Source organism: Pseudomonadota bacterium, assembly GCA_030775045.1.
In the GTDB taxonomy this organism is placed as follows: Bacteria; Pseudomonadota; Alphaproteobacteria; order JALYJY01; family JALYJY01; genus JALYJY01.
This window is the reverse complement of the sequence record JALYJY010000085.1, coordinates 1-7,912: the sequence shown is the minus strand read 5'-3', so window position 1 is coordinate 7,912 and position 7,912 is coordinate 1. Positions and strand designations below refer to the sequence as shown.

At 62.9% G+C, this 7,912-nt stretch carries 9 protein-coding genes; 4 read left to right on the top strand and 5 right to left on the bottom strand.

Annotated features, from left to right (window positions below; translation table 11 throughout):
* The 3 genes from lpxC to M3O22_07580 all read left to right on the top strand — a co-directional run.
* Positions 1 to 801: UDP-3-O-acyl-N-acetylglucosamine deacetylase (gene lpxC / locus M3O22_07590; GenBank protein ID MDP9196608.1), on the top strand; the 801-nt coding region annotated here is incomplete at its 5' end.
* 60 nt (positions 802 to 861) lie between these two features.
* The gene (locus M3O22_07585; protein MDP9196607.1) at positions 862 to 2,196 is read left to right on the top strand and encodes a deoxyguanosinetriphosphate triphosphohydrolase; all 1,335 of its coding nucleotides are present in this window, start codon (positions 862 to 864) and stop codon (positions 2,194 to 2,196) included.
* 265 nt (positions 2,197 to 2,461) lie between these two features.
* The gene (locus tag M3O22_07580; GenBank protein ID MDP9196606.1) at positions 2,462 to 3,310 is read left to right on the top strand and encodes a hypothetical protein; all 849 of its coding nucleotides are present in this window, start codon (positions 2,462 to 2,464) and stop codon (positions 3,308 to 3,310) included.
* Here the strand turns inward: M3O22_07580 and M3O22_07575 are convergent, their stop codons facing one another.
* From M3O22_07575 to fabI, 5 genes are read right to left on the bottom strand one after another with little or no spacing between them, the layout of a single operon-like run.
* The gene (locus M3O22_07575) at positions 3,311 to 4,117 is read right to left on the bottom strand and encodes a squalene/phytoene synthase family protein (GenBank protein ID MDP9196605.1); all 807 of its coding nucleotides are present in this window, start codon (positions 4,115 to 4,117) and stop codon (positions 3,311 to 3,313) included.
* Complete coding sequence (locus tag M3O22_07570) at positions 4,114 to 5,046, bottom strand: cation diffusion facilitator family transporter (GenBank protein ID MDP9196604.1); 933 nt, start codon at positions 5,044 to 5,046, stop codon at positions 4,114 to 4,116. The genes M3O22_07575 and M3O22_07570 overlap by 4 nt, the downstream gene beginning before the upstream one ends.
* Complete coding sequence (locus M3O22_07565; GenBank protein ID MDP9196603.1) at positions 5,024 to 5,914, bottom strand: polyprenyl synthetase family protein; 891 nt, start codon at positions 5,912 to 5,914, stop codon at positions 5,024 to 5,026. Before M3O22_07565 ends, M3O22_07570 begins: the two co-directional genes overlap by 23 nt.
* Positions 5,915 to 6,151, bottom strand: a complete 237-nt coding sequence (locus M3O22_07560) for an exodeoxyribonuclease VII small subunit (GenBank protein MDP9196602.1) — start codon at positions 6,149 to 6,151, stop codon at positions 5,915 to 5,917.
* A gap of 8 nt (positions 6,152 to 6,159) precedes the next feature.
* Positions 6,160 to 7,026 (bottom strand): enoyl-ACP reductase FabI, encoded by an 867-nt coding sequence (fabI, locus tag M3O22_07555; protein ID MDP9196601.1) that lies wholly within the window; start codon positions 7,024 to 7,026, stop codon positions 6,160 to 6,162.
* Between the two features lie 135 nt (positions 7,027 to 7,161).
* On the opposite strand from fabI, the gene M3O22_07550 reads away from it, so the two are divergent.
* Entirely contained in the window at positions 7,162 to 7,731 is a 570-nt protein-coding gene (locus tag M3O22_07550; protein ID MDP9196600.1) for a thymidine kinase, read from the top strand.
* Positions 7,732 to 7,912: the final 181 nt, after the last annotated feature.

Genomic DNA, 7,912 nt, shown 5'->3' with positions numbered 1-7,912 from the left:
ATTACCTTTGTCCGTACGGACCAGCCTGCTGCGACGGCCGTTGTTCCGGCCCTGTGGGACAGGGTGACCGAGACACGCCTGTGCACCGTCATCGCCAACGAACACGGCGTGTCGGTCAGCACGGTCGAGCATCTGATGGCTGCCCTGCGCGGCTGCGGCATCGACAACGCGGTGGTGGAGATCGACGGGCCGGAAGTGCCTATCATGGACGGAAGCTCGGCACCCTTCGTGTTCCTGATCGAATGCGCAGGTATTGTGGACCAGGACGCCCCGCGCCGGACCATCCGCATCCTGAAGGAAGTCACTGTGCGGGACGGGGACAAGATTGCCACCCTGTCTCCTGCCGCTGAATCCATTTTCAGCTGCGAGATCAGTTTTGAAAGCAAGGTGATCGGCCGCCAGATCGGCCTGGTGCATCTGGGCGAGGGCCGGTTCCGGTCCGACGTCAGCCGCGCCCGTACCTTCGGTTTCCTGCACGAGGTGGAGTACCTGCGCAGCATCGGCCTGGCCCGCGGCGGCTCACTGGACAATGCCATCGTCATTGACGGCGATACCATCCTGAACGAGGGCCAGCTGCGCTATCCCGATGAATTTGTCCGCCACAAGATCCTGGACAGCATCGGGGATCTCTACCTGGCCGGTGCGCCTATCCTGGGCCGGTTCCACGCCTTCCGCCCTGGCCATGCCCTGAACAGCCAGCTGCTGCGCGCCCTGTTTGCCGACCGGTCTGCGTGGACCGATGACAGTGCGGACAGTGCCGCTGTCCTGAAGCCGCTTCCTGTGGCTGTTGCGGTTGGCTGATCTTCTCTTGACTTGTGTTGTGGTCCTCCTCCACATGAAAGCCTGAAAGGGCACATCATGATGGACTGGATAAAGCTTCTCTGTACCGACCGGCCGGGAGGACATGCGTCCACACCGGGCGGCGGGGACCGTTCGGAGTACCAGCGGGATCATGACCGCATCGTCTTTTCCGACGCGTTCCGGCGCCTGCAGCGCAAGACCCAGGTCCATCCCATGCCCTCCAACGACCATGTGCACAACCGGCTGACCCACAGCCTGGAAGTCTCATGCGTCGGCCGGTCGCTGGGGGAGACGGCGGGATCGCGTCTGGCCCGCCGCGGTCTTTTGCCGGAAGGGATCCGGCCGGCGGATCTGGGGACCGTTGTGCAGGCCTCGTGCCTGGTGCACGACATCGGCAACCCGCCCTTTGGCCATGCGGGAGAATACGCCATCCGCGACTGGTACGCGGGTGCAGGAGCCCGCTGGCTGTCCGGCCTGAGTGAGGCAGAGAAAAATGACCTGACGGTGTTCGAGGGCAACGCGCAAGGCTTTCGCATCGCGACGGCGCTGGAATACAACCGGTTTGACGGCGGGATGCGCCTGACCTGCGCCACGCTGGCCACATTCTGCAAGTATCCGTGGGGATCGGACCAGCCGGAGGCCCGGGGCGCGGACGGAAAATTCGGCATCTTTCGCAGCGAGATGCCCCTGTTCCGCCAGGTGGCGGAGCGCGCGGGGCTGATCGCGCAGGGGAAAGATCGCTGGTGCCGGCATCCGCTCACCTGGCTGGTCGAGGCGGCGGATGATATCTGCTATGCCCTGATTGACATCGAGGACGGGATCGAGCTGTCCATCGTCAGGATCCAGGATCTGGAAAGCGTCCTGTCCGGTGTCCTGTCACAGGACACCATGGACCACTACCGCAAGCGCCCGTTCCACAACGACCGGGAGCGTGTCGCCTGGCTGCGCGGCAAGGCCATGGACATCCTGGTGGATGCGGTGATCGAGGCGTTCATGGGCAATTACGACAGCATCATGCGGGGCGAGTTCCGGGGTGATCTGGTCAGCGCCTGCCGCGAGGACGTGCGTCGCTGTCTCGAAATCTCAAAGCGCGATATCGCCCGGGGAAAGATCTTCCGCTATGGACCCAAGATGGTGGCCGAAATCGGCGCATACGCCGCCATGGGCACCCTGCTGGCCGCCTGCGGTGATGCTGTGCTGGAGCTTCAGCGCCACAGGGATACGGGATCGCTGCCCTATCGCGCACGGCGGATCCTGGATCTGATGGGCGTCAATGCCCCCGTGCCACAGGACAGCCCGTATCACAGCTTCCTGAAGGTCAACGACTTTGTCTCGGGCCTGACCGATGAACGCCTCAGCCTGCTGGTGCGGCAGCTGAACGGTACGGGGGTGTAGACATGTGGACAATCAAACGGATAATGGCCATCTGACTTCGGCTTTCTCCGCTTCCGGTGCTCACGTACTGTAACGTACGCTGCGCGCCGGTTCTCGAAAACTCTCGTCATCTGGCTCATTCTGCGTTGATTGTCCACATGCCCTGGATTCTTTCTCCTGCAGGAGAAGGGGTTTCTTTGCGCAAGTATTTCCCCGGGGTATTCTGGATCCGGTCCCGTTACATGAGGTCCAGATGCTGTCCGTGCCAGCCCGGGACAATCCCGGAATGCGGTGTTTCCTTCCAGATCCGGAAGCCATCGTTCATCTTTCAGGCGAAGTGGCCCAGGTTCTGCATGGCTCCGGCGATCTTCTGGTCCGGCAGATCCCGGCGCTTCTGGACGACAGGGCCTGGACTTTCACCGCGCTGGCCGCAGGGGAAGAGACCCGCCGCTGCATTCTGGCGGAAGCTCCGGAAGGAATATCCGACCGGGACCTGCGTGGCTGGATTGAACTTCTGCCCGGCACGGTGAACGCCCTGCAGGCGCTGGTCAGGGCAGGGGACAGCCGGTCCCTGCGGCTGGTCTACACATCCATCATGGACGGGTTTACGCAGGACGCGGACCCCCGTGGCCGCATCCTGATCCTGTACACCACATCCATGCTGGCCAGAGCCGGTGCGCCACCGGATCTGGGCAAAAGGATTTTTGCGGCCATTGAAAGTTTTGTGAATTCCCCGGCCGGGAGGGACTGTGTCTATGTCCGCCAGACTGACGCCGGAAAGGCTCTGGTTACAGCAGACCTGTTTGAGGAACTGAAAGGCGACGCCGGGGCGCTGGCCTATCCGGGATGGTACGCCGCTTCCCTGCGTTTTGTGGGTCAGTCCACCAGGCCCGAAGTCTGGATCGTTGTGCCGCCCGGGCCTTTCGGACTGGAGGCCATCAGTCCCCTGTCCACCCTGCGGCGTCTGGAGTTTTCCCTGATCCTAGCCAATCCACACATAGCGCATGTGCATTTTGTTACGTTAAAAGACACCGGTACGGGCTTTATTCTTGAGCCGGGACCGCGCCAGGACAAGTGGGAGGCTCTTAAGTCCAGGGCTTCAGGCCATCTCCACCTGATCCACGGCAGACCCTGATCAGACTTTCCCCTTCACCATCGCCCAGGACAGGGCCAGGGTGCGGAAAGGATGGGGGCCGGTGACGGATGGGCGAAAAACGTCGCTGCTGGCCCTGCGGATCCGCTTCAGGTCCAGGCGGGCCAGAACCACAGGCAACAGGGCGGGCAGCGCCACCCGGTCCGGCGGAAGCGGCAAGACGGACAGCCTGTCCAGATGCTCTTGCGCCCTGTCTGCGATCTTCAGGGCAGCCGCGGGAAGATCCTGCTGCTGCAGATCCCGGGGAATGGGCGTCCTGTGCCGGCTGCTGCGGAAGGGCAGGGCGCGCATCAGACCTGCCAGGCCACAGGCGATGCCCCCATGGCGGGCCATCAGGCGGGCTTCTCCGGTGTGCTGGCCGCAGATCTCCAGCGCCAGGGCCATGAGGGAAGAAGATGTCCGCGCAACATAATTCTCCAGATCATCCAGCGTTTCCGGAGGATTTTCTGAAAAATCCTCCTCCCGTCCGGTCAGGAGATCCTCAAACAGCGCCTGCGACAGGGAAAATTCCCGGATCACCGGCGCCAGGGCCTGCAGGACGGGACTGGCGGGCACGGTGCTGTCCGGCTGGTATATCTCTTCCAGCCTCTCCCGCCACCACTGCAGGCGGATCAGTCCCAGTGCAGATTCGGTCACTACATCGGGGGTGCGGGCAATTTCAGCATTGAAGGCATACAGGGCCAGCAGGGCTTCCCGCTGTGTTCCTCTGGCAAAAAGCGCAGTGTAAAAGCGATCCGGGTCATGCTCCAGAACCTGGTCCGTGCAATATGAGAGAACCGTGTTTTTCAATGCGGCAGGTCCATGCGCGGATCGTCAATGCCCGCCGGTTCCTGGTGGATAATGATGTCCGCATGGGGAAAGGCGGCTTTCAGAAGATCCTCCACCTCGTGCGCCAGGTCATGGGCGCGGGCCAGGGTCAGGTCCGGGTCCAGTTCCAGGTGGAACTCGATGAACACCCGGTCACCCGCGCTGCGCGTGCGGATGTCGTGGATCCCCCGGGCCATGGGATGGCCTTTCACAATGTCCTTGATCTGTTGCCTGTCCTGCGGCGGCAGCTCATGGTCCATCAGCACATCCAGCGACCGGCGACCCACCTTCCCTATGGCAGCCAGCATATACGCCGAGGCCGCCAGGCCGAACAGGGGATCAATCCAGGTCCAGTCTGTAAAAAGGGACAGCGCCAGGGACGCCATCACGCCGAGATTCATGAGCAAATCACCGCTGTAGTGCACGTGGTCAGCGTCCACGGCCAGGGACTCCGTCTTGCGGATCACGTGACGCTGGACCACCAGGAGGCCGCAGGTCAGGACGATCGAGAGAACCATGACGCCGATCCCCGCCCATTCATGGGCCAGGGGCTGCGGGTCCAGCAGGTGGGAGACGGATGCGGCAGCCAGAAGCACGGCAGAGGCTGTTATCAGCGCCGTCTGGGCCAGGGCGGCCAGTGCTTCGGCCTTGCCATGGCCATAGCGATGACCCCGGTCCGCGGGCTTCTGGGCATGGAGAACGCCGGCCAGTGCGATACCGGATGCCACCGCATCCATCAGGCTGTCCAGCAGGGAAGACAGGATGGCCACCGATCCGGTGAGGAAAAAGGCAAAGGCCTTGGACAGGATCAGGATGACGCACACGCCGATGCTGGCGTACGAGGCCAGGCGCTTCAGCCCCTGCCGGTCTTGCAGGGAGGTATTATGATTATGCGCGGCGTTCAACGACATGACGCGCCAGGGATTTCAGGGTTGCGGCCCGGTCGCCGAAGGTGTCCAGGTGTTTGCAGGCCTGGTCCGCCAGCATCCGGGTCTGGGCCCGGGCCCTGTCAATACCAAGGATGGAGACAAAGGTGGCCTTGCCGGACTGTTCATCCCGGCCCGTGTTCTTGCCTGTGTCCTCTTCCCGCCCTTCTGCGTCCAGAAGGTCGTCGGTCATCTGGAACGCCAGTCCCAGGTCGTGGGCATAGGCCAGCAGCGCCTGGCGCCAAGACGGCGAGGCCCGGCCCAGGATGGCGCCGCTTTCACAGGAAAAGGCCATCAGCTCGCCCGTTTTCAGGCGCTGCAGGCGGGTGATGGCCCCGATATCCAGGGCTTGTTCCCGGGCCACCATGTCCAGCATCTGCCCGGCCACCATGCCGCGGGGGCCCGCCGCCCGCGCCAAGGCGGTGACGAGGGCACAGCGGATGTGTGGATCCTCGTGGGTCTGCGGACTGGCCAGGACCTCGAAGGCCTGGGTCAGCAAGCCATCGCCGGCCAGGACAGCGGTGGCCTGGTCGTACTGCAGGTGCACGGTAGGCTTGCCCCGGCGCAGGGTGCCGTCGTCCATGGCGGGCAGGTCGTCGTGGATCAGGGAATAGCAGTGGATCATTTCCAGCGCGACGGCCACGCGCAGGGCGCAATCCGGATTGACGCCGAACAGCTTTGCGCTTTCCAGGACCAGAAAGGGGCGCAGGCGTTTTCCACCGCCCAGGGATCCATAGCGCATGGCCTCGAACAGGCGGGATTCAGCCCCGTCCTGGTTGGGCAGCACAGAGGCCAGCGCGCGTTCGATCAGGTTTGCGGCTTCTGCGATCTGGCGTCCGATAAGGGATATCACTCAGTCCATCCTTACGGGTTGGGCCGTTATGGAACCATCCTCGCCCCGGTCCAGGCGCTCGATCCGCATGCGGGCCTCGTTCAGGCGTTTCTCGCAGTGCTTTCGCAGGGCGTCCCCGCGTTCGTACAGGCCCACGGCATCATCCAGGCTTCCCGCGCCGCTTTCCAGCAGTTTCACAATCTTCTCCAGCTCGGCCAGGGCCGCCTCGAAGGAAAGGGCTGTTACATCGGCTGTCATGGGGATCCTCAGACAGCAGTTTTCTCAGCGTCTGTGTTCAGGCCTTTCAGCAGGTCTGCCGTCGCGGCGGCCGAATCCACAGCCACCATGCCCACGGTGTGATAGCCGCTGTCCACATGGTGAACCTCGCCTGTCACGCCGGCGCTGAGATCGCCCAGCAGATACAGGCCCGCGCCGCCCACCTCGTCAATGGTCACGTTGCGCTTCAGCGGGGAGTTCAGCTCGTTCCACTTCAGGATATAGCGGAAATCGCCGATGCCGCTGGCCGCCAGAGTCTTGATGGGACCGGCGGAGATGGCGTTGACCCGGATGTTCTTGCCGCCCAGGTCCACGGCCAGGTACCGCACGCTGGCTTCCAGCGCCGCCTTGGCCACGCCCATGACGTTATAGTGGGGCATCACCCGCTCGGCCCCGTAATAGGTCAGGGTCAGCAGGCTTCCGCCCTTTGGCATCAGGGCCTCGGCCCGTTTTGCCACGGCGGTGAAGGAATAGCAGGAAATATCCATGGTCCGCAGGAAATTGTCCCGGGACGTGTCCACATACCGGCCGTCCAGCTCGTTCTTGTCGGAAAAGGCGATGGCGTGGACCACGAAGTCCAGCGATCCCCAGGTCTTCTGTACTTTTTCGAACACAGCATCCACGCTGGCCATGTCGGTCACGTCGCAGGGCAGAACCAGGTCTGACCCGACGCTGGCCGCCAGGGGACGCACCCGCTTTTCCAGGGTTTCTCCCTGATAGGTGAAGGCCAGACTGGCGCCATGGGCGGCCACGGTCCGGGCAATGCCCCAGGCGATCGAGCGGTCATTGGCCACGCCCATGATCAAACCGCGCTTTCCTGCCATCAGGGAAGACGCCGGAGAGGAAGACTGGGTCATGAAAACCTCGTGCTGGACACAGGAACGGGCCATTCTACACACATCGGGTTGCGGATAAAGGGTTTTGATGGGGGCGCAGGCTTGCAGCTGCGGGGGCGCCGTGGCACAAGAGTCCGGAAAGCCCGGAGAAGACCCATGGCCAAGCTGTATTTTTACTATTCCACCATGAACGCCGGCAAAAGCACCATGCTGCTGCAGGCCCGCTATAATTACGAGGAGCGGGGCATGGACACCCTGGTGTTCAAGCCTGTGATTGACACGCGCGGCGGATCAGACGTGGTTGCAAGCCGCATCGGCCTGTCCTGTAAATCCCTGCCGGAAAAGGACATGTATGGCCAGACCGCGGCTGCCCAGACAGCTGGCCGGAAAATCCACGCCGTGTTCGTGGACGAGGCGCATTTCCTGACAAAGGCCAGTGTGCGGGACCTGTGCCGGATTACGGATGAACTGGACATTCCGGTGATGTGCTATGGCCTGCGCACGGATTTCCGCGGCCATCTGTTCGAGGGCAGCCAGTGGCTGATGGCCTGGGCGGACAAGCTGCACGAGGTCAAGACCATCTGCCACTGTGGATCCAAGGCCACCATGGTCATCCGCGTGGATGGCGAGGGCCGGCGCATGGACGACGGCCCCCAGGTCCAGATCGGCAGCACAGAGAGCTATGTCCCCCTGTGTCGCGCCCACTTCATGGAGGGGGCGGCGTAGGAAGGGCTGGGCGCGACAACTTCCCATCCGACACGGCCATGCTATGATCCGGTGTTGATCCGCGGGGTACAAGCTTCAGTCATAGCTTCCCATCCGACACGGCCATGCTATGATCCCAGCTGCGGGCGGTGCATGATATACTCAAGTCATAGCTTCCCATCCGACACGGCCATGCTATGAT

What these genes read in the sequence shown, in the direction of transcription:
- M3O22_07585 (MDP9196607.1), top strand. Translation starts at nt 862, where the DNA reads ATGGACTGGATAAAGCTTCTCTGTACCGACCGGCCGGGAGGACATGCG.
- M3O22_07580 (MDP9196606.1), top strand. Translation starts at nt 2,462, where the DNA reads ATGCGGTGTTTCCTTCCAGATCCGGAAGCCATCGTTCATCTTTCAGGC.
- M3O22_07570 (MDP9196604.1), bottom strand. Translation starts at nt 5,046, where the DNA reads ATGTCGTTGAACGCCGCGCATAATCATAATACCTCCCTGCAAGACCGG.
- M3O22_07560 (MDP9196602.1), bottom strand. Translation starts at nt 6,151, where the DNA reads ATGACAGCCGATGTAACAGCCCTTTCCTTCGAGGCGGCCCTGGCCGAG.
- fabI (MDP9196601.1), bottom strand. Translation starts at nt 7,026, where the DNA reads ATGACCCAGTCTTCCTCTCCGGCGTCTTCCCTGATGGCAGGAAAGCGC.
- M3O22_07550 (MDP9196600.1), top strand. Translation starts at nt 7,162, where the DNA reads ATGGCCAAGCTGTATTTTTACTATTCCACCATGAACGCCGGCAAAAGC.